Origin of the sequence: Rubrivivax gelatinosus (assembly GCF_016583785.1) — a bacterium.
In the GTDB taxonomy this organism is placed as follows: Bacteria; Pseudomonadota; Gammaproteobacteria; order Burkholderiales; family Burkholderiaceae_C; genus Rubrivivax; species Rubrivivax gelatinosus_B.
Genome location: NZ_NRRU01000090.1, coordinates 1 through 21,532, shown reverse-complemented (window position 1 = coordinate 21,532; position 21,532 = coordinate 1). Strand labels below are relative to the sequence as shown.

Sequence of the window (21,532 nt, the reverse complement as noted above, 5' to 3'; positions counted from 1 at the left end):
GCGGGCGTCGATACGCCTCACGCGCTCGAACGAAAGTACCCGAGGGCGGCGATGTCGTGGGCGTGGTTCTGGGTATTTCCGCAATGGCCACCACGATGATCTACACCCACGTGCTGAAGATGGGCGGGGGCGCCGTGCGCAGTTCTTTGGACGCGCTGCCCGCCGCCAGACCGCCACAAAGCGGACCTTGGTGAAGTTCTGCTCTTGGCCGGGTCCCGACATTGGCGCTCTGGAGTGAACAAGGCTCGCATGGTCTCGATTTCATGAGTCCAGCTAGGCACCAGGTTCACGTCACTGGCGGCCACCGGCCCGCGCCCGCTTTGCGCGCAGCCGCGCCACAACGTCCGCTGCAGGTTTCACTCGGCCGGCATCAACGTCCTGCTGGCCAAGCGCCAGCATCGTCAGCAAGGCCCGCGTCTCCTGCGTCTCCGTATAGGAGGCCATGTCCTGAAGAACGGCCTTGGGCTCTCCGTTCTCCGTGAGGACCAAGGGCCGACGCTGCTCCGCCACCTCGGCGAGAACCTCAGAGGCATGGGCCACGAAGTCGCTGAACGGCTTCGTTCGAGACGTGTCACGCATGGCATTCCTCCAGTTGGGTCGACGAAGCCGAGTTGTCGCCATCATCGACCCACCTGGCCGGCGGCGATCCGCATTCCGGCCGCCTGCAGCTACACCGCCAACCGCGCGACCTCACCCCATTCCTCGCGTCCCCTTGCACCCCGGATAGTCGACACAGCCCCAGAAAGGCGCCCCGGCGCTCGCACCGCGCTTGGCCACGCGCCGCACCATGCGCTTTCCGCAGACCGGGCAGTTCGGCCGCTCGTCGCCGTCCCGCTGCGCGGGCGCTGAAGCGACGGGAGCCGCTGGCGTCTTCAGCGCCGGCTCCTGCCTCGCAGGCTGAACGCCCGCTCCCCTCGCCTTCTGGATCAGTTGCCGCAGCCGCGGCCCGTCGACCAGTTCGACGTTGCGCCCGCTCGCGAAGCGCCGCGCCTCGTCGGTGAAGCGCCCCGAGGTCACGACGAAGCCGCCGGCCGCGCCCCTGGCGGCCATGACGCCGTACAGCTCGCGCACCACGTCGACGCCCACCTTGTAGGCGCGCCACTGCTTGCACTGCACGAGGTACTTCTCGCTGCCGTTCTGGCCCGGCCGCGACAGCACGAGATCGACCCCGCCGTCGGCACCGCCGCCGCCGGTCTCGACGACGCGGAAGCCCTGCAGCCGGAAGCCCTCGCCGACCAGCATCTCGAACTCGCGCCAGCTCATGCCGTCGAGCACCCCGGCCGACGGGTTCTGCGCCACTTCCGCCGCCAGGCGGCGGCGCTGGCGGCGGCGCCATGCCGACATCGCGGCGCCCACCAGGCTGAAGAACGGAAGAAGGTACTGCCCGAACAAGGCGAAGGTCTTCCACATCGTACGGGTAGCCATGGCGCCGTACTGGCCCACCTCGGTGGCGACCGGCACGGCCTGCGTCGCAACGGGATGCAGCAGCAGATAGAACAGCGGCGCCGCGATCACGCCCACCCACCAGGGCATGAGCGCGAATAACTCCATCACCGCCTCCGCGAGGCCTCCTTGGTTCCGCCTGGCCATATCGTGTTTCTCCCTGCGCCGATTCTGGCGCGCGGAAACCGGCGCAAGCGCCTGCCGCACCCGCGGCCATCGTCCCATCCGCCGAGGCGGATGGCAGCCATTTGCTGGCGGTCAGCCTATCCTGCCATCCAAGTCTTTCGGCCTCTGCCTTCTCTCTCTGGACCGACTCGCACATGCCGGTGCGGCCCCGCGTTCACACCCATCCACGGGGTCGGACAGTCCGACCCCGCCGCGTGAGCCGAACACCCGCAGGCCGCGGCTGGCGACGCAGAAGGCGTCGAGAACGATGGTGGAGCCGTCGCGCTGACGGCCAACCGGTTGCACCGTCGCCGCCCCAGACGCTGGCAAGATCGCCGCAAAGAACGAGGGAGGCTCCGCATGAACGTGTCCGAGCTGCAGGCCGAGTTGCGCCACTTCGCCGCCGAGCGCGACTGGCAGCCGTTCCACACGCCGAAGAACCTGAGCACGGCGCTGATGGTGGAGGCGGCGGAGCTGGCCGAGATCTTCCAGTGGATGTCGCCCGAGCAATCAGCCCGCGCCCACGAGGACCCCGCCGTCAAGCAGCGCATCGGCGAGGAGGTGGCCGACGTGCTGCTCTACCTGCTGCAGCTGGCCAACCACAGCCGCATCGACGTCGCCCAGGCCGTGAAGGACAAGCTGGCGTTGAACGCGGCGAAGTACCCGCCCCAGCACACGATCGCGCGCATCCCGCCGGCGCGGGCCGCAGCGCCCGGGCCGCACGTGCTGGTGGACTACGAAAACGTCCAGCCGACCGAAGGCGAACTCCGAAGCCTGGTGCCGGGCGCCGGCCAGGTCTGGGTCTTCCACGGGCCCCATCAGCACGAGGTCGAACGCCGCTTCGCGTCCTTCGGCACGAACGCGACCGCGGTACCGATCAGCCGGCCCGGCAAGAACGCGCTGGACTTCCACCTGTCGTTCTACCTGGGCTACATCGCGTCGCGGAACCCAGGCTCGCCGATCGTCGTGGTGGCCAACGACAAGGGCTACGAGCCGATGATCGAGCACGCGCGGGGCATGGGCTTCGCGGTGCAGCGGCTGACGCATGGCCAGGTCAAGCCGGCGGTGACGACGGGAACGCCGCCCGCGAGCCCAGCGCCAACCAGCCCAGCAGCCAAGACCGCTGCGAAGACCGCACCCGCGAAGAAAGCGGCGGCCAAGAAGGTGGCGGTAAAGAAAGCTACTGCCAAGAAGGCCCCGGCGAAGAAGGCTGCAGCCAAGAAGGCCACGGCTTCTCCCGTGGCCAAGAAGGCACCGGCGAAGAAGGCCACGGCCGCGAAGAAGACCGCAGCCGCACCGGCCGGCGGAACACCAGCGCCGCAGAAGGTCGCATCGCCCGCCTGGAAGGAGCCGGCCAAAGAGCCAGGCGGGACCGAGAAGGCGACGAAGCCCGCGAAGGCGGCGAGCAGCGCCCAGCAGACCTTGGACAGGCTGACCAACAGCCTGCGCAGGATGGGCGACAAACGGCCCACCAAGCTGCCGTCGCTTCGCCGGTCGCTGAAGTCGTTCCTGGGCATCGACGCGACCGACGATGCGGTCAGTGCTGCCTTCAACGACTTGGTGGCGGCGGGTGTGGTGCGGGTCGACGACGGTGGCCGTGCCTCGTATCCGAGTTTCGGCGGCGCATGAGGTGGCCGCGTGGTGCGCGACGCGTCGAACCCTGCGGCTTCAGCGGACTGGTCGGCGTGGAAGGGCAGCTGTGCAGCGGTTGCGGTCGGTGGCCGGCGGCCCCCAACTCACGGTCTTGGCCACTTTGCTGACGTTCAGGGTCGGGCACACGGCAGCCATCACCGCCCGGTACGGGCGGTACAGCTGACATTGCAGGTGCCTGCATGGGCGGCGAGGGGTCGTGCCTCCCGCAATGGACTAGACATCTCCAGCGCGTGACCGAACGACCGCTGCTTCGGGGACGCCCGTGCTCGGCTGCTGAACGTGGGGGGGTGGCGCCCCGGCGTGTCTCAAACCCGGTCGGGATCGCGTTCTACAAGGTACCGGGAGTCTTTCCCGGCGCCCTCAGGAGGACTCGACGTGAACATCTGCCCCCGCTTTGCTGGCCACGAGAACGCCGGACGCCCTGGCGCGTTGGGCCTGGCCATGCTGCTGGCCCTGGCCGCGCTGCCCCAGGGCGCGCACGCGGTGAGCTATATCGGCAGCGCCTCGGCCGGCGGCACGAACCTCCACCAGGGCACGACGCCCGCGCCAGCCAGCTACACCTCTGCCTACGAAGGCGCGTCGTCGAGCGTGGAGATGAGCGATGCCCACGGCGGCACGATCACCACGCAGGCCAGTTCGGGCGGCAACCCGGCCCGCATCGCCGTCAGCCACGGCCAGATCCTGTATTCGTTCCAGGTGACGGGCGATCCCTGGGTGCTGGTGCCGGTGCGGGTGCAGGCCTACGGCGAGGCGTCGGGTACGGGCGGCGGCTTCACGTCGGTCGCGCAGTTCCGAGTGGACCCCGCGTTCACCGACGGGGTGGTCGCCCAGGCCATCGCGCAGGACAACCCCGCGTTCCCCCGATCGACCGGCTTCGTCGTCGACCAGGTCATTCAGGTCTACAGCAACACCGACAACTTCGTGAACATGGCGGCGTCGGCCAATGTCGGCACCTACCAGCTGCTGGGCACCGCCTACGCCTTCGTCGACCCCGTCTTCACGATCGACCCGGCCTACGCCGACCGGTTCTCGATCGTGGGGGTGCCCTCGGCAGTGCCGGAGCCTTCGAGCTGGGCCCTGATGCTGGGCGGCATGGCGATCGTCGGCGGCGCGACGCGCCGTCGCCGCGGCCTGTCGGCGTGACCACGCGCGCCGCAGCGCCGGTCCGTCAGAAGACGGTGCCGTCGCTGTCGATCTGCACCGGCGGCACGCCGCCGTTGCGCTTTTCGGAGGCGATCTGCCTCCCGGCGGCCCAGGTGCCGCCTACCAGGATGCAGGCCAGCGGCAGCTGCGCCGCGCTGCGGCCCAGGCGCGCGCGCACGCGCTCGGCCTGACGGTCAGCGCGCGCCACTCGACGACAAATTCGTCGCCCAAGAACTGACCAGCGAGTTACTTGGCAAGGCGACCGCTAGCTGCCCCAGTGAAGGGCCCGCTCCTGGCCGAGTCCGGGTCTTCGCGTGAGTGCCTGACACCGGTCAGCCGATGCCCTGTGGGCCTTGCCCAGATCCGTGCTGCAGGCACCCCCTAAGTCGAAGGTCAGCTGACTGCACCGCCGACATCGGGCAGGACCCGGCCATAAGGAGTCACTCGGCGTTGCGCCAGTAAGCTGCACCTCGGGAACGGGACGGCCAAAGCGACACTCGCTAGCCGAAGTCGACTCGCACAAATCAATCACTCCCGGAGGTGACTCCACGAAAGTCATTGCCCTTGCCCTTGCGCTTCGCGCGCTTCCCATCCCTTTCTATCCATAAACAACGTTGAAAACTTTTGCCTTTTAGGGCCGATACCGCCCCTGACAGCCGGCCAATGATGGCGTTCCAAGCCACGCCGTCGCTCGCGGTTCGTCGATTCCTCAGGAGGCTGGAGGCGATCCATTCAGGTGCACGAATCTACAGTTGACTTGCCGCCGGCGCTCGGGGAACATCAGCGGCCATGCGTTCTCGAATGCTTTTTTTTGGCCTCGCATGGATGCTCACCGCAGTCGCCGCGCCGAGCCATGCGCAATTTCTTCCTCGCGAATTCATTGAGCCGCAGGAACTGGCGGCACAAAAAATTCCCGCGGACCGCGCCGCGCCCACCGCCGCCCAGTTGCAAAGGATGAAATTGCTGGAGGAAAACCGCCTTCGGAATCTGTCCTGCAACGCTATGTCGGCGACGGCAACGCTAGATGCCAGACGCGAGTCGTTATCCTTGTACGAGAGCACATTCGGACCCGATCACCCTGCCACGGCGCGCCCACTGCTGGCGCTGGCCTGCCACCTCGCTTACACAAAAAGTCTTACGGCAATGGCCGAGCGAGAGTCGATAGCTGAACGTTTGATTCAGATCGGGAGAAAGCGAAGGCAGAAGATGGCATTGCTGCTGGGACTAGACACGCGAATCAATCTGCGAATCGAACGCGAGAACACTGGACTTAATGTAGCCGATGCGACGGAGGCGCATGCCATCGCTGGCGAGCTGGTACCGGTAGTTTCGGTGATCATCGCGCATACGGCGCGAGTGCTCGCCTCTGCGTTGGAGGCGGCAGGCAGGGTGGCCGACGCTGAGCCCTATTGGCACGAAGCTGAAACCCACCAGGAGGCTGTGAGACCTGAAAATCCGTTCCGATTAGCTGCCCTCTATGAACGCCACGGAGACAACCTCATCGCTCAGTTCCGTGCGGATGATGCTCGGATTTGGTATGACAGGGCGGTAAAGATCTACGAGAAGGCAGTTTCCGGGGCGTCCCCCGACCAACTATCCGAAATCGCCGCCTACGCGCAGCGCCTAGCCGGTAAGGCGCCTACTCAGATCGAGGCACTTTATCGGGCGGTACTTGCGGGCCAAGAACAACTTCCAGCAAGTAGTGACGCGGCGAATTGGATGTCTCTCTGGAATCTAGCCAAGTCAGCACGGGTCCGAGGGGATCTCAAGACCGCCATCATGTACCAGCGGAGGGTAATCGCGGCACTGGGTCCGAAACAGCACAAAGATTTTGAGCTGGAACTCGCCGGCATGCTCCAGCAACGTGAGGAAGCACCTGAGGCCGAGCGAATCTACCGGCGCCGCCTTGAGACCGACAGCGACAACCCTGCCGTCCTCGAGAGTCTCGGCGGAGTTTTGCAGAGTCTGGGCCGAACTGATGAGGCGTTTTCAATCCGTAGAAGGGCAGTGGAGATTGCGACACGACGTTTTGGTCCGAGCGATCGTGAGACGGTGAGATTGAACCGCAACTTGGGCGTGAGCCTTTGGATGTTGAATCGGCACGGCGACGCACTGCCGTACTTGGAGGCGGAACTAGCGGGATGGCGCTCCGAACTTGCGTCAATCCGCGAGTCAGCCAATGAAGAATACCGCCATAACTTGAGGAACTGGGTCAGCGAGCGGGCCAGCTACTTACTGAAGCTGCATTGGCAAAACCGAAACGACGCCTCGAAAAGCGGGCAGGATGATAGCCGCGCGCGAGGCTTTGAGATCGCGCAGCTCGCACACCCTTCGGTGTCGAGCGCTGCCTTCAACGAGACGTCGGCGCGCGAGCTGGCCTCGCGCGCAGGTAAAACTGACGCTTTCGCTGCTTGGGCGAAGGCAAGGGATGGTGTTGCTGCACTTGATAGTGCAATTAGCTTGGCTACCAAACGCGGCGCCGAAGGCGACGCTGAGAGGATCCGACTGTCGGCAGAGCGTCTGACGGCCTCCGAGCGGTTGACCGCACACGCCGCGGCTCTCCGCAGGGCCTTGCCGAGTGTATTCGAAAGGATTAGGCCCGAACCGGTGTCAATTGCCGCCCTCTCAGATGCGACTAGTGCGGGCCCCTTGCGCGACGACGAAGCCGTGGTGCTTCTTTTCCCCGGAATGCCGAAGTTCGGTGGTGAAGTGAGCCGGGGTGTCGTGTTCGCGGTCGCCCGTGGTCAATCGGCATGGGCGGAGATCCCCATAGACGGTGCGGATATGTCGCGACACGTCGACGAGCTGCACGAGGCACTCGCGAACCCCGCCGAAGGCGGGAAGACTCTGCCGCTCGGAAGTCCGAAGGACGCGAACGAGTTCCTTCGCTACGACCGCGCGCTTGCGCATCGTCTGTATCGCGCCTTTTTCGGTCACCGCGAAATCTCATCCGTGCTTGCAAACAAGAAGCGATGGATCGTCGTCCCTGAAGGGCCGCTGCTGGCGCTCAATTTCGCGGCGCTCGTCAGCCAACCGCCCCCCGGTGGCGTGGAGGGCGACGTGGATCCGTCGTTGCTACGCCAAACTGCGTGGCTTGGACTTGACAAGGTAATCGCGGTGCTTCCCTCAGTGAATGCGCTTGAAATTGCGCGGAAGAGCCCGCCTCCAGCGATGCCGAAGCTGAGTTTCTTCGGCATCGGCGATCCGGCATTTCGTGGTGTGGCCGATCCTCCTCCCGCGCCGGAACAAGCCGGAAGCCTGAGTCGCCGCGGCGCGGTCTCCTCTTCACGAGAGCCAAGGAGCCCGGCAGCGGCTCAGCGGTTCTACCTCCGCGGGGCGGGGCAAGCGAGCGCGTTGGCGGAATTGAATCGTCTCGAATATAGCGATGGCGAGGTTCGCAAACTGGGTGCATTGCTGAAGGCCGCGCCCGAGCATCTCTTGTTGCAGCTCGACGCAACGGAACGCCAGGTCGAACGCCACAACGCCGCCGGCACAATGGCCAATGCTGGCGTCGTTCTATTCTCCACGCATGCCCTGCTTAGTGGTGACTTCGACGGCGCGCTTGTTGAACCCGCGCTAGCTCTCACGCCGGGCCGCAGGCGCGCCGACGGCATGCTCGATCCGTCCGACGATGGACTTCTGACTTCGTCCGAAGTGGCGCGGCTTCGATTGAACGCGTCGCTGGTTATCCTCTCCGCGTGCAACACCGCCGCGGCCGGAGCGAACGGCGGGGAGGGCTTTAGCGGGCTCACGCGTGCCTTCCTGCAAGCAGGCGCTCGGGCAGTGTTGGCGACACATGCGCCCGTACCCGATCAGGCGGGAGAACGATTGACGACGTACACCGTGGAGAGAATGGTGCAGAGCGGCGGGAATGTGGCCGACTCCCTGCGAAATGCGATGCGCTCGCTTGCCGCGGACCAGTCCCTTGACGCAAGAGGGACATCATTCGCGCATCCTCACGCCTGGGCCGCTTTCGTGGCGATCGATCCGTATTGAGGAAAAGGAGAACCTTTACTGTGCAGCGACGCCAATTCTTCTTCGAGGGCGGCCTCGTTGCCGCCGGCTTAGCCGCCCATACAATCGCCTGCGCCGCAAAGGGGTCGGACCCTCTCTTCGGGTTGCTAGAAGAAGTAGCGTCCGATTCGCAATTAGTGGAGGACGCTTGGGGATTCCGAAGACCGAACCCTGACCCGTCAGAACTCAAAGGAGTTCCACGGGGAAAGCGATCGACGCGGAAGCTCTCGCAAGCCGCCATCGACACTATTATTGCTTTCGAGGTCGCGAGCCCCGAAGCATATGTTGTTCGCTATCGGAAGCCGATTTGGCCGGGTGGCGGGTCGGGCGTCACCATTGGTGTCGGGTATGACCTACTGTTTGCTAACAGGCGCTTCATCGATCGCGATTGGCCATTAATCTCGCAAGATCGCAAGGACCTGCTCTACAGTGTAGTCGGGTTATCGGGCCAAGAGGCACGCGATGCGCTACCGTCTGTGCAGTCCGTCGACATTCCGTGGGAAGTGGCCAATAGCCAATTCCTCGATTTCTTACCCTATCCAACGAATGAAGCGGAATCGGCGTTTCCGAATTGCGGGGAGTTAAGAGACGACGCATTTGGCGCACTGGTCTCGCTGGTATACAACCGTGGCACATTAATCTCGAAGAGCAACCCTAACCGGGTAGAAATGTACGAGATCCGAGAGTTGATGCGCGCGAAAAGGTTCAGGGATGTACCAGAGCGGATCCGGGCGATGAAACGACTGTGGGAGAAGGATCGGAACGCTCGAGGGTTGGTGAAGAGGAGAGAGGCTGAGGCGCTGTTGTTTGAGAGGGGATTGGAATAGCGAGATGGCTTCCTGCAATCTTGCCGGTACGAGCCCGTCGCACACTGGAACAGAGATTCAAAGGTTCTACTCGCCCGGTAGATCGATTGGCAGAGGCGAGAGAAACGGGGGGGGTGTCGTCGGCTGCATACCTCGAGTTTGCGGCCGTTCGTCAGCATCTGCAGGGCCGGCAGTGTGAAGCTCGCGAACGACCGGTCTCCGAAGATCGCTACGACAGCAAGGGGTCGGTTGCAGCCGGTCGCGGGCCGCGGCTCTACTCACGCTAGCTGGCACCAAGCAGTCGTCGGGCCGCAGGACTCCTGCCGCAACATTGGTTCGGCAAAAGGGGGCAGGTCAAACTGTCCTTTCCCTCCCCTTTCCTTCATTCATACTGATGGAATGCCCGGCGACTCGCGGAATTCCCTCTAGCCCGGCGTGCGAACCGTGGCGAAGAATCCAAGCACGTATCTCACTGGCCCCCCTACACTTAGGGGAAGATGTGAAACCGGGATAAGAGGATGCTGCGAAACGCGCCGTCTGCTCGGGCAGGGGACTTGTGCACGCAAGGTTCGGCACTAAACAACACAGGGAGGATCAAATTGGAACTCTGCGTCAAGTCACCTCGAAACTCGGCTCTTGTTCTCTGTGTCTACGCAAATCCGCCGGAATGGCGGTAGTGGGTTGGACAGTCTCCGCAGTGTGCGCCATTGTCTTCGGCCATCCAGCGTTTGTCCTGGCGATCGGCTTCGGAGCGGCGTGCTCTGTCTTGTGGATCACGCACCTGGTGGCGTACGCATGGCGCACTCGTCCCGCTGTGACGTTCGAGCGGCGTGATGCTCTGATCAAGTTCGGCAGGGGGATCATGTTGGGTATCGCGGCCAGTATGCCGATCATGGCTTTCGCACAATCGCCTTGCGGCGGATCCGACAACCAGCGATGCATGGACAACTGTTCGCGCGTCATCAACGGAACCTGCACGCGCTGCCGCAGTTGCGGAGATAGCTGCGGTAACACCGTGTGCTAGCAAACAAGACAAAATCACGCTGGCGAACCATCAGTGCGTCGAGAGCCAGTTTGCGAGTTGCGCCGATGCCTTTAGGAGAAGCGCGCATCCTCCTCGCCTAGTTCAATCGGGCGACGTGCCGTATAGGCGCTGATGTCCACGGTCCCGCTGACGAACGATCCTAGAGATTGGGTCGGCACGATGTGCACGATCTCCCCGTTCGCGCGTCCGTAGTCTTGCGCCACGTGAGCCGACATCGCCTAATGCCTTTCGTCGTCGGACCACGACTCTCGCAGTGTGCCTCCTGAACAAGGCTTTCGTAAGTGCGATCACAATTGGGTGCGGCCAGCCGTCGAAGCTCGGGAAGTGAACCAAGCTGTGCCCACAGCTCGTCCGGATCGGTAAGGCGCCGGCCATCCGCCTTGGCCTCGCAGTTCCGGTGGGGCCCTGCTTGTTGGCGCCGACGACTACACGAAGGGGTTGCGATCGAGGATCTTCCTCGCACTCCACACGGACGCCGCCGACAACAAGTGCATCGTGGGCCCAAGCGTGGGCTGGCTCTGCGCGGCGCGCTTTTCATCCTGCTGTTTGTCGCGTCGGCCCTGTGCTGCGCCTCTACAGCGACGAAGCCGCACCAACTTTCGGATCGCGGCGGGCTGGATGGCTTGATCAGTTTGATGCTGAGCAGCGACGCGCGGATCGGTGTGGAATATCAGTTTGACGAGCGAGGAGTAAAACTAAAGCTGCTGGTCCGCTCCCACCGCTCCTCGCCTACCGTCATTGATGAGAATGACAGCCGCTGCACCGCCAGCTCCCTTTTCCGAAAGGTGGTGTGCGACCTCGGGCTCATCGACTCCCTTACCAAGCAATTCGGTCTCACGGGCCGATACAAGTTCCTGTCGCTGAAAGACTCCCGGGCGCTTTACAAGAGAGTTCTGCTTAAATGGATGATCGCTCATGAGATCGGCCATATTGCGCTTGAACACGCTGAGAGCGACTGGGACGATCCGCCACGTGGCCTGTTGATCTTTGACAACGCGCAGCAGGCCAAAGAGCTCGCGGCCGACAAATATGCAATGGACCTGGTCGGCAACCTTGAAACCGCCGGTCTAGACGAGTACGCGGTCGTTCTTCAGATTGCAAACGCCCTCCTCGCCCAGGCTCTTTGCCCAAAGGCGTATCCGAAACCTTGCGAGAAGTTGCACCCCGGCGTCGGGCTGATCTACAACTCGGCGACCGGTGCGGCGATAAGAATCCAGAGCGGGGGCAAGCATCCAGCGTTCGTGGCGCGATTCGTCAGGCTGCTCTACCTCGCGGGCGAAGGGACGAATCAGAATTCGATAAATTACCTCGCCAAGCAGGTCCTCAACCAACTGGAAGTTGAGCGAGAGCGTGGCTCATGGGCGTCGGCAAGGGAAGCGCTCTCACGGTGACCCCCAAGGCGCCCAGCACGCACCAACACGAAACAGGACCCAACGCGTGTTCACTTCCCTAGTTTGAACGATACAACGAAAGACGAGGAGGCCTAGCATCCGGCTAACCCAGAGAGGCGACCCACGAGTCACAAACGTGACCTGCGCTATTCCAATCCCCGCGAGGATCGAATGCAGAAAGCACAAATTCTGACCATTGCCCTATGCCTCTGCACCGTCGGCTGCACCACCACCAAACAGCCCGGATTCGAGGAGCGCGATAGGTTCGTGGTCAACACCCCCAGCTTCTACGACAACAGGGTGTTCTATGTGTCGGCCAATCTGGAGCAGGCTGAATATCCTTTGAAACGCGCCGACCAGCTGAAAGATGATCCCAATTTGACGATCGTCCATGGCAGTCCGCTCTCGCTCATCCTGAACAACGTGACGCTGCCGCCGTCGCAGGCCAAAGGTACGAAGGACATTGCGGTCGTACTGGAGATTGGAACGGCGAGCAGCGGCGATTCTGCCCCTGTTGTCGCCTGGTACCAGCGGGGCGTGCGTGCCGATCAACCGCTGAATTTCTCCAACCTGCTCATCCACTTCGAACCGCGCTGGGACGCGCGCGTTGCGCCCTTCGTCCGCATCCGCGTGGTGGACGTGAGTTCCGAGAAGAACGAGGAAGCGCGCGACGCGCTCGCGCAGGTGGGCGCTTTGGCGCAAGGTGGCAGCCCATTCATTCCGGGCGCGAGCCAAGCCGCAGTGAGCCTCGGCATCAAGGCAGCATCATTGGTGATCTCCAACCGCGCCAACACGCAGCTCCTTGACTACACGGTGCAGTTCTATTCCGAAGAGGCCATTGCGGCCGCCAACGGCTCCGGCCTCACGCCGCTGCGCCGTGGCCGGATTCTGCTCGTGGGACGCCCGCTTGACCAATCGAGCGCATATTGGGTCAGTTTCAAGGGCAGTCTTGATCCTGCCTCCACCCAGGTTTACTCAAACGGCAATCCGGTGGTGTCACCAGTGGTGACGCTGACGGTTTCCGTCGCCCAGTCGATCGTGCCAGCGATCGTCGCGCAGCGATCGAGTTACCTGACCACGCTGTTGACCGCCGCGCAGCAAGCCGACCTCACCGCCGTGAAAGCCGCAGGCAGGTCTGTCTACGATGGTGCAAGGACGTTTGCCGTCATTGAAAGTGTGCGACGCAACCGTGATCCGGGCAGCCTGGAGGAGTTGATCCAGCTTGAGCAAAACGCAGGTTCCGAGAAGGTCGCCGACGATGACAGGGCATTGATCCGATCAACGCTCAAGGAATTGACCCATTGCAACGTGGCCTCGTCGGCGGCGGTGCTCGCCTGGAAGAAAGCGAACCCCAACGGCTTCGTCTTCGAAGATCGCACGTTCAAGCTGAAGGGCGATGTATGTCCCAGCTGACGCTGTCCCGGACCCGATGGTCCTGCGTTGGCCTTCAGTTCCTGATCTGGGCCCTGCCGCTGGCCACCGCGGCCGATGTGACGACCAAAGGCTTCGTCAACATCTACCCGGTTCAGGGCACTCCCGTCAGGGCCAAGGCGAACCAGGCGCTCGTCACGCTTCGTTTCGACGAGAACGCGCTAGGAGCGGATACCGACTCAGTCTCCACCGGTGAGCAGGGCCAGTTCTTGTGGCAAAGCACCCCCGCCAGGCCCACCGTGGTCCGGCTCAGCGCTAGTGTTTCGGACCAACCTGGGCAATACCAGCTCAAAAAGCCGCGTTCGTTCTCGCTCGACTCGGCCGATGTTGATCTGAAGGAAGTTCGCTTGTTCGATGTCCGCCGCGTGGCGCAGGAACTCTTTGCCGAGGAGCAAACGACGCTCGCTGCCATGAGGGCGGAGTTCACCTGCCTCCGACTTGGAAAGACACTCGAGCAGATCTGGAGGTGTTGGTCGGCGAACCCACCCGGCGCGGAATCGGCACGCGCCCAGGTCCAGGACTCCCTTGCGCGGCTGCAGGCCATCACTAACCACCCTCAGCAGACGGGTGTCGTCCGCGAGAGGCTGTCGGTGATGACGAGTGCGGCCATGTTCTGCGCACAAGCCGATCTGGGTAGCGACCAAGACTGGATCGATCTTCGCGACGGCATGGTGCAGGACCAGGCCGAGTCGCTTCTGTACTGTGCACAAGGACTGAGCGTTGATCCAACGCCGCTGAGCTTCTCGGAAGTGCGGGCGTTCGTGAAGACGCATGTCGACCGGGTGGGCGCCGCCGTGCGACGGCGGCTGCTGGCCATCTGGTTGGACTCCTATTTCCGGGAAGCCAAAGAAACCGAACAGTTCGAGCTTGCCGCCTGGATGAACAACGCGGGGCTGTCCGAGGAATGGCGCGCCCTGCTGGGTCAAGCAAGCCAGACGGTACCCAATTTTCCACCGTTCTTTGAAAGCACGGTCACCGCTGCTCAGATCGCGGCTGTCAAGAACGCGCTCAGCAGTTGAGTCACCTGGACTGCGCCAGCGTGCTGCGCGATCGGATGACGGGGCCACGCAGCCACCCGCAGCGAAGCCCGTCATTCGCGCACCAGTCCAAGGAATCCCCGGACACCGGCAGGCTCGAGCACCGCGTGCGATGGGGGCGTGGGCAAAGGTCGGGCAACGGCGGCGCTCAACTTGGTCAATTGGGGGCTTCAAGATGATGCGTCAACGTAAGGCACTGTGCCACGTCGCCGAAGACGGGCTCCTAGTGAATGACTCACTCCAGGTGCACTCGGCTTATCATCCGCCAACGCCTACTTCAGTCGGGTGTTCGGAGCGCGTATGAGAGCTTTCGTGACGATTCTTTTCGGGCTGTGCTTTTCCCTCCCAATATCCGCAAGCCCCGACCTAGGGGGCCCTGCCGCGACCGCTTCGGCCGCCGTGGCTGGAATTGGGAGCGCCGAGTTACAGGATGTCCTGTCCTCTCCCTTGCGCCGCCAACTGCGCGCCCCTCCGGCGCGGGCCTTCTCCGAAGACGACCTAAAGTTTTGGGCCGATAAAGCGCGACAGGCGCATCGCGCGGCTCCAGTAGCCCGGGGGGATGCCTCCAGGGGATATGACATCATCATTCAGATCGGTCATTACCCGCGCAAGAAGGGCAAGACCGGCGGGCAAGGAAAACTCGTGAACGAACAGGAGGCCGCGGCACTGGTCGCAGTTGGTACGGTTCAAAAGCTCTCGGGCCTCTCCGCGAATGGAGCAAAGATACGCGCCTTGCTGGTCGGCGCCGATGACTACACACCGAAACTAAAATCTAAGATATTCCTCGCGTTGCACACCGACTCCTCCGGCAAGAGCTGCTCACTCGGCCCGAGCGTCGGATACCAGAAGGTGGGCGACGCTTCGGGCATGCACGGCATCGCGCTGGCACTGGCGATCACGCTTGGTCTAGATGCCGAGAAGTTCATGCGAGACAATTACACGGCGGCGCTGGCCGGCTACTACGCGTACTCCGACTTTCAAACGGAGCGTTTCAAAGGCATCCTTGAAATGTCCGAGCTCACCTGCGAGCGGCAGGAAGCAAAGCTGCTAACCGGCGCTGCCACCCTGTCCGCAAATCTGGCTACTGCTATCCAGTTCGCGCTGCGCGACAAGTGAAACGGGCGCCGATCCTGCGGCAGTGGGCCCCGGTCTTCGCGGCGGCCATCGGTTTGACCATGCCGGCAATTGCCGCCGGCGCTCCGCCCCCGCGCGCCGGTGGGCTCGACGCGCTTGTGTCACTTGTTGCAAGCGGCGATCGGCGATGGACGCAGTTCGATTTCTCTGAACGCGACATAAGAATGCGGATACACGTCCGCGGATTCCGCTCCACGCCCAAGGTCATTGACGAGGCGGATAACCGATGCGTCGCCAATGCCGCCGAGCGAACAATCTCCTGCGACATGCGGCTCATCGACTCGCTCGTGATCCGCTTTACAAGAGATGATCCATGCTGCGCTCGTTCGGCGCGAATTGACCGAGCCTTTGGGAAAGCAATCCTTAAATGGATCCTCGCCCACGAGGTGGGGCACTTGGCGCTGGGCCACCTAGAAAGCGACTTTGACGAGCCTCCTGGCGGGCTGCTAGTGTTTAGCAACGAGAGGCAGCGAAAAGAACTCGACGCCGACGTCTTTGCAATAGCCCTAGTCGGGAAAAGTGGACCGGACACAGATACGCTGATGCAAGTGTCGAACGCTCTGGTCGCGCAGGCTGTGTGCCCTGACACTTATCCGCGCTTGTGCTCTAAGCTGCTGGACCACGGGGCGGGCCTGCACTACAACTCCCGTGATAACGAGCCGATCCGCGTTCGCAGCGGTGGGACACATCCAGCGCTTGTCGCGCGTTTCTTGCGCCTCCTGTACTTGGCGGACGAAGGCAAAGGGATAGGACACCAAGCCGGAAATGCGATTAGGCGCATGCAGATCGAGAGGCAGCCAGGCCATTGGGTGCCCGCATCGGACGCGCTTTCTGGCCGCAAATGATTTTCGAAACATTGCGGGCGGTAGCCAAGTGGCTTGCCAAGAGTTTTCTTCCCAACGCCGGCGCCTCCGCAAATCAAAAATATGTCATTTGAAACGACTGCCCGACTGCCTTGTGGTAGGTGATGTTCCGCCGGCAACTCCCACTCGGGGTCGGATTGTTGAGGCCACACTGGGCAAGAGCGGCCGTCCGCCTTGAGCTAGCCTGCCGTTTCGCGTCCGTTCGGTTTGTGCGATCAGCGTGCGTTCGTCGCGGTGGCGCCCAAACGACCGGTCTTGGCCGGTGCTGACGTTCGGCGCGCAGAATCGAATGCGTCAGTTCAGTCTAGAGCAGCCGCCCAGGGGCCGGGCGGCTGCTGTGCAGCGGGTACGGTCGGTCGCCGGTGCGCAGGCAGATGGCGTTGTCGGCCGCGTTCCGGTCGGTGAGCTGTCGTGCCCAGGGCGGCGTGAACGACCGGTAGCTGAGGTGCTGCTGACGTTGGCAGCAACGGATGCTCGGCAGGCTTTGCTTCGGCCAGACCAGCGACCGCTGTCCCAAGCGCCGAACTCACGCACACGACCCATTGCGGTCATAGAACGGCGAAAGCCGCCAGCATCGAAGCAGACAACCATCTCAGTGCGGCCGCACTGAACGCGCTGGAGGCCAGAAGTGGGCGGCTCGCTTGCGCTCGCAGGTGCTCTGCTCCACTGGTGACGACGAGGCGCTGCCGATGTCTTGGCGCGAGGCCTGGAACTGGGCTCGCATCAAGGCCACCTGGTCAGCATCGAAGCGCGCAAGGAGCTGCTGATGCTCTCGCATCGTCGCAGAGACTTGGAGAAGGTGCTCGCGCAGCAGTATGAGCAGCTCGTGGCCAAGTCGGCCTGGCTGCAGACCAAGGCTCAGGCCTCGGCCAGAGTACTGTCAGCGCTGGAAAGTTACCGCGTGGCTATCCGAAAGATCGGCCAAGGCACGGGCCCCAACGCCACGCGCTACCGGCGAGACGCCCAGAAAGCCATGCTCGACGCGCAGGGGGCGATTCCGTGCTGGGTGATGAGCCACGCCAAGGTCTCGGAGAGCATGCCTGCGCAGCTCGGTGTCTTCGACCTGGTCATCGTCGACGAGGCGAGTCAGTCCGACCTCTGGGCACTGCCCGCCATCCTGCGTGGCAAGAAGATCTTGGTGGTGGGTGCGTAATCCAGTGCTCGTGATCACCCAGTCCGGCGACGTGATCAGCGAGTCCAGTGGTCATGAACACCGGAATTCCAGTGTTCGAAGGTCTTCAAACTGCGGATAACCCCGCGCGGCGCGAGATTGTGGATAACTCAGCGTGCCGCGATCCCGCGGACTTGCCGACCACCTTGATCAAGCAGTTGGCTCCAAACGCAGCGGAAGGTGAACCCCTCCGGATCCGGGGGCCACTGGTACACCGCGGGCGCAAGAACGCACTCTCCCCATTCACGCGGAAGCGCGAAGATGCCCGCGTCGGCTTGCTCGTCCAACCAGCACAACAGGTACGGCTCGATTTGGTTCCAGATGCGCTCGACGGTGAGCCTCGGGAGCTCTTCGGCCAGCTGTGGCGAGACTTGAATTCTCCAGTTCAGACCCGGCAACCAGTCGGTGATGAGCACGAGACCGCCTTCCAGCAGGACCGACGCGCCGAAGGCGAGTACCAGTTGCTGCTGCATCGCTGCGGCGTCACAAGATCCCACGCACCGAAGGCTGCCGCCTGGCTCGACCATGAAGGAAATTTGATCGGGTGACAGCGCGCTTGCAGACATCGCCACGCGTCGCAGTCAGTCGGCGCCCTTGAAGACGGTGCGAAACTTGACGAAGCCGATGCCATTTCGCTGGTACTCGTCCATGCCCATGTCGATGAACCCCGCCTGCGAGTCGTGAATGTAGCGATCGAAGAACGTCTGGATCTCAGGCGTCACGGCTTCGACGTTGATGCTCTGCGCCACTTCGAAGGCGTGCTGCATCGGGTTCTTTCCCACGGCCACGAAGGCGGGTTCTGCGTTGTCGACCACGGTGCCCAGGCGAATCGGTCCGATTGCGATCGAGCGCCAGGCCGTGGACCACGCCTTCTCCCACAATGACGGCGCCGCGCTGAGTTCGTCCCAACTGCGGCGGGCGCCATCAACGATCTGTCCATACAGCTTGAGGAACGGCCAGCTCGCCGCATACGCCGGCTCTCGCGCGGTGACCGTGTCCATCAGCTTCGCCATCTGCATGAACAGCGTGCGCTGCGTCTTGTAGAGATAGCCGCGGTCCTTGGAGTTGGCGTTGTGGTACGGCGGCGTGGCGTAGTACTGAGCCGAGTGCAAGTGCTTGAAGCGGTAGCTGAAGTACAGGCTCATGTGCCGTCGGCCCATGTCTTCGACTGGTGCGCTTCCGAGCTTGGCCAACCGCAGGTAGTCGTTGAAGTCTTGGATCACGGTGCCAGATGGCGTCAGTGACTTCTGAAGCTCTGGTTCGAGCGAATCGAAAGGTCGCAACGGCACACCGGACTTTCGCGCCTCGTGGTACATGTTGACGCCGGGGATGATGCTGAGGAACGACTCCTGACTGGGAGAGACGCCGAGGGCGTTGGGCGCGTAGCCGCCGCCAACGTCAGAGTGCGCGCCTGGGTACATCACCTCCATGGCGTTGGAAGGGTACTTCGACTTCACACGCACCGAGTCGAGCGGAAAGCAGGCCCGGATTTCGTGACCGGCCACGTAGTGCACGCACTGCTCGACTGCAGGGTGGATTTCAAGGTTTCCATCGGCCCACGACTGATGCCCGGAAAGTACGCCGTTGTCGTACAGGTTGGCCAAGCCGACCGATGCGACCGTGTCGAAGATGCCCAGGAATTGCAGGCGAATGGGGATCCCGGCGAACGTCCAGCCTCCACCCTCAGGCTCGCAAGTCTCGAAAAGCCAGTTCACGAAGGCTCTGGCCTGTGCGGCGCCGCGGGAGAAGCCGAAGACGGACAGGTTGATCTGTTCGACGCGAGGCTTCTTGTCCTTCAGCGCAGCTTTGAGCTTGTCCTGCCAAGTACGAAATACAACGCGACGCATCGCGCCGGGCGTCCCAGTGGACGACACGTTGGCTGCGATCGTCCTCGCGTCGGCGTCCGAGATGAGCGGCGCGTCATCGAAGACGTACTGATGGGGTGCGTTGACCAGCCGAGTGAAACCCCAGAGGACGCGCTCTTCTCCTCCTGCCGCGAAGCCAGACCCGAGTTGGCCGCCTTTGTCGCCGATCTCGGGGAACGGGGTGCCGACACCTGGAACGTAGAACCGAAAGTGGCCCGGCCGCCTTGTCGATGGGGGGTAGGTTAGAAACAGCCTGACCACGTTGCTGTGCTTACGCAGCTCCGGTGGGGGTAGCTCGTAGTCGGCCCTCATGTTGTTGCCAGTGCCGTCAAAGAACAGGCCTACAAAGACCTGACCTGAGCAGGTAGGTAGTCGCTCAGCGGGCAGTGTGCACGCGAGGGCCTTGGCGCGTTGGAGTTGCTCCTTGGTCGAGAGCCTCCGCACGCCACCTTCAGGGAAGGGTTGGGGTGAAGTGGTCGTCATTGCGGCGCTCTGGCTGGCGTAGCTGGCTCGTTGGTGAGGGGGATGGGGTAGTCGCGGTGAGTCGGACCGTACAAGCTCACTACGGCGCGGACTTCTCCGGCATGCAGGAAGTGAATACGGAATCGCCCCAGTGGTTTGCCGTACTTCGGAATCTCAACCGTCGCTTCTTTGTAGGGCCGTTCGATGACGACAGGCACTCCATCGACCCGGACGATTTGTCCCCGCTCGTCGCGCTTGAAATCACCAGACTCCCTCCACTTAATCGTCGCCTTCAAACCCGGACGCCATTCGTTCGGGATCACAACGCAACACATTTCACCGCCGCCGTCGTGCGCAGGCGCATTGAGGATCCCACCTTCGCCGTTGATGATGATGTTGATGATGCTTCGATCGGTGTGGTTGTAGGCCTCGTAGCTCACGGCTGTCTTCTCATCTTCTCCACAGGCCACAAGCATGGCGGCGCCTGCCGCCAGCAGCAGCCACCGGGCAGCCCTCGGCCCGTGCACGCGCCAGTTCATTCGATCGACTCCACAAAATCCCCCAGTGCTTGCGCGAAGTCGCCGGACGCTGTCCATGACTTCGCCCGAAGCCATGCGGCGAGCCGCGGGTCGTCTTCGATGTTCCGCCCAGCGCTGCGGCAGGCCACGAACAAGTACAACCTGTCCACGGGCGCGTCGAGGTGACACTCATCCGCCAGATCGCACACCCGCGCTGCTTGCGTGTAGACGGCGGCGCGGTTCTCCGACGGAAGCAAGTCCGCGAACTGGTCGCTCAGCATCGCGATGAGCGAATCTGGTTCGCCGGCGCGCAACAAGGCGCACAACTCGCCGTCGGAAAGCCGAAGCCGGCCGTGCCCAGTTGATGCGCCTGAAGTGGTGGTTGCTGCCGCCATAGGCAGCCTCACCAGCGCACCGTGACGATCGATGACCTGCCAATCGGCGAAGTGCGATGCCAACGATGACCAGTGCTGTGGGCTGAGTGAGTGAGGCAGGCAAACCGCCACGCGGGTATCGGCCCAACGCAGCACGAAGGCTTGTCCATCTGCCGTCTCGACCTCGATGAACCTTCGCATCGCCGATGCGAGGTCGGACGCTGACAGGTCCGAGCGCACGAAAGACAGCATCGGCCGGGCTGCCGCATAGCGGCTCATCGTCTGCGCCTGGCGCTTCAGCAGTGCAGGCTCGCCTTGCGCCAGTTCCCAGAACACCGGGGACACCTGCGAGAACGCTTCCCACCGGCCTTGGTCATAGACCGCGATCGGTGGTGACGACATCGGCCACCGCGGGCTTCCTTCGTCGAAGGCCAGGTCTACCAGGGCGTGCCAGTGCCAGCCAGGTTCCGTGTCGCTGACGAGCCGCACGACGGACTCCAGGGACTGTATGGAGGCTGGATCGGACGCGATGAGTTCCATGGCATGCCGCCTTACACGCTGGCGAGCGCCGAGCCCGACTTCAGCGCCTTCAGCAGGCACGCCACGCAAACCTGGCTTGGCATCTGCGGCATGGCGTAGCTGGCTTGCTGCGGCCCCGTGAAGCTCTTCTTGCCCGCCCAGACCGAGATCTTGCCGGGGCACTCCACGATGATGTTGCCGCCTTCCAGCGTGATCCTGGCACCGCCCGCGGTGGCGAAGTGGATCTTCTTGGCGGCCGCCCAGTCCACATGCGCACTGGCGCTCTGGATGCTCACGTCCTGCTTGGCCGCGACGCGCATCGTGTCGCTCTGCGCCTGCACGCTGATGTCGCCCTGGCCGGCGATCAAGGTGATGCCCTTGCCGGCGGCCTGTTCTCCAGGCTTCACCGCCCCGGCCAGCACGCCGATGTTCTGGCCGGTGTGGATGCGCAGCGCGCCGCCGCTGGCGAGTTCCAGGTTCTGCCCCGCCGCCAGCGTG

Annotated in this window: 17 protein-coding genes and 2 pseudogenes; 11 read left to right on the top strand and 8 right to left on the bottom strand. The window is 63.2% G+C overall.

Annotated features, from left to right (window positions below; all coding sequences use genetic code 11):
* Positions 1–194, top strand: a pseudogene (locus CKO43_RS19930) (hypothetical protein); the annotation flags it as partial.
* Positions 195–291: 97 nt separating this feature from the next.
* Here CKO43_RS19930 and CKO43_RS19925 read toward each other — a convergent pair.
* Both CKO43_RS19925 and CKO43_RS19920 read right to left on the bottom strand, forming a co-directional pair.
* On the bottom strand, positions 292–579 hold the full coding sequence (locus tag CKO43_RS19925; protein WP_200232086.1) for a type II toxin-antitoxin system Phd/YefM family antitoxin: 288 nt from the start codon (positions 577–579) through the stop codon (positions 292–294).
* Between the two features lie 111 nt (positions 580–690).
* A complete protein-coding gene (locus tag CKO43_RS19920; protein ID WP_200379710.1) occupies positions 691–1,590 on the bottom strand; it encodes a restriction endonuclease in 900 nt (299 codons plus the stop codon).
* Between the two features lie 378 nt (positions 1,591–1,968).
* Between CKO43_RS19920 and CKO43_RS19915 the strand changes: the two genes are divergently transcribed.
* Positions 1,969–3,237 carry a PIN domain-containing protein gene (locus CKO43_RS19915; protein ID WP_200379709.1) on the top strand — a complete coding sequence of 423 codons (1,269 nt, stop codon included), beginning with the start codon at positions 1,969–1,971 and terminating at the stop codon, positions 3,235–3,237.
* A 399-nt stretch (positions 3,238–3,636) separates the two neighbouring features.
* Entirely contained in the window at positions 3,637–4,404 is a 768-nt protein-coding gene (locus tag CKO43_RS26355; RefSeq protein ID WP_200379708.1) for a PEPxxWA-CTERM sorting domain-containing protein, read from the top strand.
* A gap of 25 nt (positions 4,405–4,429) precedes the next feature.
* Here the strand turns inward: CKO43_RS26355 and CKO43_RS19905 are convergent.
* A pseudogene (locus tag CKO43_RS19905) lies at positions 4,430–4,629 on the bottom strand (DUF1688 family protein); the annotation flags it as partial.
* A gap of 600 nt (positions 4,630–5,229) precedes the next feature.
* On the opposite strand from CKO43_RS19905, the gene CKO43_RS19900 reads away from it, so the two are divergent.
* The 8 genes from CKO43_RS19900 to CKO43_RS19865 all read left to right on the top strand — a co-directional run bounded on the left by CKO43_RS19900 (position 5,230) and on the right by CKO43_RS19865 (position 17,278).
* A complete protein-coding gene (locus tag CKO43_RS19900) occupies positions 5,230–8,400 on the top strand; it encodes a CHAT domain-containing tetratricopeptide repeat protein (RefSeq protein WP_200379707.1) in 3,171 nt (1,056 codons plus the stop codon).
* A gap of 20 nt (positions 8,401–8,420) precedes the next feature.
* The gene (locus CKO43_RS19895; protein ID WP_200379706.1) at positions 8,421–9,245 is read left to right on the top strand and encodes a glycoside hydrolase family protein; all 825 of its coding nucleotides are present in this window, start codon (positions 8,421–8,423) and stop codon (positions 9,243–9,245) included.
* Positions 9,246–10,904: 1,659 nt separating this feature from the next.
* Positions 10,905–11,660: a M48 family metalloprotease gene (locus tag CKO43_RS19890; protein WP_200379705.1), complete on the top strand. Its 756-nt coding sequence runs from the start codon at positions 10,905–10,907 to the stop codon at positions 11,658–11,660.
* Between the two features lie 171 nt (positions 11,661–11,831).
* The gene (locus tag CKO43_RS19885) at positions 11,832–13,073 is read left to right on the top strand and encodes a translation initiation factor eIF-2B alpha/beta/delta subunit family protein (RefSeq protein ID WP_200379704.1); all 1,242 of its coding nucleotides are present in this window, start codon (positions 11,832–11,834) and stop codon (positions 13,071–13,073) included.
* Positions 13,061–14,110 carry a hypothetical protein gene (locus tag CKO43_RS19880; protein WP_200379703.1) on the top strand — a complete coding sequence of 350 codons (1,050 nt, stop codon included), beginning with the start codon at positions 13,061–13,063 and terminating at the stop codon, positions 14,108–14,110. Before CKO43_RS19885 ends, CKO43_RS19880 begins: the two co-directional genes overlap by 13 nt.
* A gap of 330 nt (positions 14,111–14,440) precedes the next feature.
* Positions 14,441–15,244: a hypothetical protein gene (locus CKO43_RS19875; protein ID WP_200379702.1), complete on the top strand. Its 804-nt coding sequence runs from the start codon at positions 14,441–14,443 to the stop codon at positions 15,242–15,244.
* The gene (locus tag CKO43_RS19870) at positions 15,241–16,107 is read left to right on the top strand and encodes a hypothetical protein (protein ID WP_200379701.1); all 867 of its coding nucleotides are present in this window, start codon (positions 15,241–15,243) and stop codon (positions 16,105–16,107) included. The genes CKO43_RS19875 and CKO43_RS19870 overlap by 4 nt, the downstream gene beginning before the upstream one ends.
* A gap of 712 nt (positions 16,108–16,819) precedes the next feature.
* Complete coding sequence (locus CKO43_RS19865) at positions 16,820–17,278, top strand: DEAD/DEAH box helicase family protein (RefSeq protein ID WP_200379700.1); 459 nt, start codon at positions 16,820–16,822, stop codon at positions 17,276–17,278.
* Between the two features lie 128 nt (positions 17,279–17,406).
* On the opposite strand, the gene CKO43_RS19860 is transcribed toward CKO43_RS19865, so the two are convergent.
* From CKO43_RS19860 to CKO43_RS19840, 5 genes are all read right to left on the bottom strand, one after another.
* The gene (locus CKO43_RS19860; protein ID WP_200232090.1) at positions 17,407–17,769 is read right to left on the bottom strand and encodes a hypothetical protein; all 363 of its coding nucleotides are present in this window, start codon (positions 17,767–17,769) and stop codon (positions 17,407–17,409) included.
* Positions 17,770–17,877: 108 nt separating this feature from the next.
* Positions 17,878–19,644: a T6SS phospholipase effector Tle1-like catalytic domain-containing protein gene (locus CKO43_RS19855; protein WP_200379699.1), complete on the bottom strand. Its 1,767-nt coding sequence runs from the start codon at positions 19,642–19,644 to the stop codon at positions 17,878–17,880.
* The gene (locus tag CKO43_RS19850; protein WP_200379698.1) at positions 19,641–20,162 is read right to left on the bottom strand and encodes a DUF3304 domain-containing protein; all 522 of its coding nucleotides are present in this window, start codon (positions 20,160–20,162) and stop codon (positions 19,641–19,643) included. Before CKO43_RS19850 ends, CKO43_RS19855 begins: the two co-directional genes overlap by 4 nt.
* Entirely contained in the window at positions 20,159–21,055 is an 897-nt protein-coding gene (locus CKO43_RS19845) for a DUF4123 domain-containing protein (protein ID WP_200379697.1), read from the bottom strand. The genes CKO43_RS19850 and CKO43_RS19845 overlap by 4 nt, the downstream gene beginning before the upstream one ends.
* 11 nt (positions 21,056–21,066) lie before the next feature.
* Positions 21,067–21,532: DUF2345 domain-containing protein (locus tag CKO43_RS19840; RefSeq protein WP_200379696.1), on the bottom strand; the 466-nt coding region annotated here is incomplete at its 5' end.